Raw genomic sequence first — 3,071 nt, 5'->3', positions numbered from 1 at the left:
CATGGTCCTTTGGGGACTTGTTGTCATTGTCGGCATTGCCGCAACATTGTTCACAGTTTTTCAGCAAAGCCAGCCAAAAAAACCCCAAGCGGTTCAGTTTGGTGGCGACTTTACTATGCAACGGGCAAATGGTGGGGAATTCACTCAGGCTGATTTCGTTGGCAAACCAACGATGCTGTTTTTCGGCTACACTTTCTGTCCAGATGTCTGCCCGACCACCCTTTATGAAAGCACCACTTGGCGTAGTGAATTGGGACTAACTGGGAACGATGTGCAAATCGTCTTCATTTCAGTTGATCCAGAGCGGGACACACCGGAATTGCTTGCGACATATCTCACCTCTTTTGGCGATGATTTGATTGGCCTGACCGGCACCCGTGAACAAGTTGATCACGTCAAAAAGACGTTTGGCATTTTCGCCGAAAGTGTAGAGAGCGAGGGCGCGTCAGAGTATTTGGTCAACCACACCGCGACATTGTTCTTACTGGACAAAAAGGGCGATCTGTTCGGCACCATTGGATTTGGTGAGAACAAAGAAAGCGCGATTGCCAAACTAAAACGGCTGACGGCATCCAATGGCTAGTGAACCTCATCGATTGGATGTTGCTGTTGAAGCTCGAGGGCTTTGTCGTTCGCGCGCTCGCGCACGCGATGCGATCATGCGCGGCACCGTCAAGGTAGATGGAAAGACCGTTACCAAGCCCGGATTTAGGGTGACGGCGCAAATGCAGATTGCCGTGGACGACCCTGCGGGGGACTATGTTTCGCGGGCGGCCCTAAAGCTTAAAGCAGGGCTCGCGGCATCCGACATTGATCCAGCGAACAAAACTTGCTTGGACCTTGGTGCGTCCACTGGTGGTTTTAGTCAGCTATTGTTGGAGCAAGGTGCAGCTAGGGTGTACGCCGTTGATGTTGGGCACAGCCAATTGGACTCACAAATTGCGTCAGATGCACGCATTGTGCAGCTCGACAAAACGAACGCAACCGCGCTAACGACAGAGCTAATACCAGAACCAATTGACTTGTTGGTTTGCGACATTAGCTTTGTGTCGCTAGAGAAAGTTTTGGCCGCGCCACTCTCGCTTTGTCAATCAGGTACAGACGCAATCATTCTGTTCAAACCACAGTTTGAAGTTGGGCGCGAGCATGTCGGAAAAGGCGGCATTGTTAGCGATCTAGGCGCAATTGAAACGGCTTTAACAAGCTTCAAAACCTACATGGAAAATGAAGGTTGGAATGACAAATTGGCGCTCCCGTCACCCATTAAGGGTGCTGACGGGAACGTTGAGTATTTGCGAGTCTTTTCAAAAACCTAGCGGCAACAGCTAAACTTCAGATTCAAAATGAACTATCTCAAATTAGTGATTCTAATTAGTCACTTATCTTGATTTCTGAAATCTTCAGTCCAAAGCCATCCAAGCCCACATAATGGCGATTTTTCGTCGCTTGCAGCTTGATTGAACGCACGCCCAAGTCTTTCAAGATTTGTGCACCAAGACCAATCTCACGCCACTCTTCTTCGCGATCTAGCGCACTGGTATGCTCTTCGTCCTCGCGTTGGTTTTTAGCTGAAGATGAGGCAACGCCAGTTGAACCTTCGCGCAGGTAAACTAAAATGCCATTTTCACCATCGGCCAATTCTTTGACCGCGCTGTTCAGCGCTTCAGAATCTCCAAAAACGTCGGTGAGAATATTCTCACGTTGGAAGCGTACTGGAATATCCTCGCCAGATTCCACGTCACCAAAAACCACGGCCAAATGCTCAACCCGATCAAATGGTGTGCGGTATGCAAAAGCGGTCGCGCGACCACCAACTGTATCGATTGGGAATGTTGCCACGCGACCGACAAGTTTTTCGCGACGCTGGCGATATGCGATCAAATCAGCGACTGAAACCAAAACCAAATGATGCTCGTCGGCAAATGCCTTGACCTGATCGCCGCGCTTCACAGTGCCATCATCATTGACCAATTCGCAGATCACACCCACTTCAGGCTGGTTTGCCAAACGGCATAAATCAACTGCAGCTTCGGTGTGACCGGAGCGTAAAAGCACGCCACCTTTTTTGGCCACAAGAGGAAACACATGCCCAGGACGTGCAAAGTCATTTGCACCAATATTGTCATTTGCGAGCGCTCGAACCGTCGCGGTGCGGTCTTCGGCGGAAATGCCGGTAGTAGTGCCGTGTTTCACATCAACGGTGATGGTGAAGGCGGTGCCAAGCGGTGCGTTGTTGCTGGCGACCATCGGGTCAAGATGCAGCTTCTGCGCAATCTCGACGGTGACTGGTGCGCAAACGATGCCGCAAGTATTGCGGATGATGAAGGCCATCTTTTCTGGCGTTGCAGCAGCGGCTGCCATCACCAAATCACCTTCATTTTCTCGATCGTCATCGTCGGTCACAACAACCATTTCACCAGCAGCAATGGCAGCGATTGCTGCTTCTACGCGTTGATCTAACTCATTCATGGCCAATGCCACCTTCTCTACCTGTTTGAGCGCGGTGGCGCAGCAAATGATCTGCCAGCACCAGCGCCATCATCGCTTCACCAACGGGAACGGCACGAATACCCACGCATGGGTCGTGCCGGCCTTTGGTGATGATGTCTGCGTTTTGATTTTTCTCATCTACGGTCTGACGGGAAACAAGAATTGACGAGGTCGGCTTAACGGCAAAGCGCACGACCACCGGATCGCCATTTGAAATACCGCCCAAAATTCCGCCAGCGTGGTTGGAGAGAAAATAGGGGCGTTCCTGCCCTGCCCGCATTTCGTCTGCGTTTTCAACGCCTGTTAGTTCAGCCGCTTCAAAGCCTGCGCCGATCTCAACCGCTTTGACAGCGTTTATGGACATCATGGCTGAAGCCAAGTCCTGATCCAGCTTACCATAAACTGGGGCACCTAAGCCGACAGGCACATTTTCTGCGACCACTTCAATAACGGCGCCGACTGACGAGCCTTCTTTACGGATTCCATCAAGATATGTCGCCCATTCTTTGGCAGCGACTGGGTCAGCGCAAAAGAATGGGTTGTTGTTTACTTCATCCCAGTCAAAGCGCGAATAGTCGATC

The 3,071-nt window shown here is 51.0% G+C and carries 4 protein-coding genes; 2 read left to right on the top strand and 2 right to left on the bottom strand.

Annotated features, from left to right (window positions below; all coding sequences use genetic code 11):
- Together Q0231_RS05115 and Q0231_RS05110 are read left to right on the top strand one after the other, a co-directional pair.
- The coding region (locus Q0231_RS05115) for an SCO family protein (protein WP_299345891.1) at positions 1-583 on the top strand (583 nt) is incomplete at its 5' end.
- Complete coding sequence (locus tag Q0231_RS05110; RefSeq protein ID WP_299345888.1) at positions 576-1,316, top strand: TlyA family RNA methyltransferase; 741 nt, start codon at positions 576-578, stop codon at positions 1,314-1,316. The genes Q0231_RS05115 and Q0231_RS05110, both read left to right, overlap by 8 nt.
- Positions 1,317-1,371: 55 nt before the next feature.
- Here Q0231_RS05110 and ribB read toward each other — a convergent pair whose 3' ends face one another.
- Positions 1,372-2,469: a 3,4-dihydroxy-2-butanone-4-phosphate synthase gene (gene ribB / locus Q0231_RS05105; protein WP_269392464.1), complete on the bottom strand. Its 1,098-nt coding sequence runs from the start codon at positions 2,467-2,469 to the stop codon at positions 1,372-1,374.
- Positions 2,462-3,071 (bottom strand): chorismate synthase (gene aroC / locus Q0231_RS05100; RefSeq protein ID WP_299345884.1); only part of this gene is annotated, 610 nt, incomplete at its 5' end. The genes ribB and aroC, both read right to left, overlap by 8 nt.

The sequence above is a fragment of the uncultured Maritalea sp. genome (genome assembly GCF_937139385.1).
GTDB lineage: Bacteria > Pseudomonadota > Alphaproteobacteria > Rhizobiales > Devosiaceae > Maritalea > Maritalea porphyrae_A.
The sequence above is the reverse complement of the archived record's forward strand: the minus strand, read 5'-3'. Positions and strand labels throughout refer to the sequence as shown.

Excerpts from the sequence above, each read along its gene's own strand:
- Q0231_RS05110 (WP_299345888.1), top strand. The coding sequence starts at position 576 with ATGGCTAGTGAACCTCATCGATTGGATGTTGCTGTTGAAGCTCGAGGG.
- ribB (WP_269392464.1), bottom strand. The coding sequence starts at position 2,469 with ATGAATGAGTTAGATCAACGCGTAGAAGCAGCAATCGCTGCCATTGCT.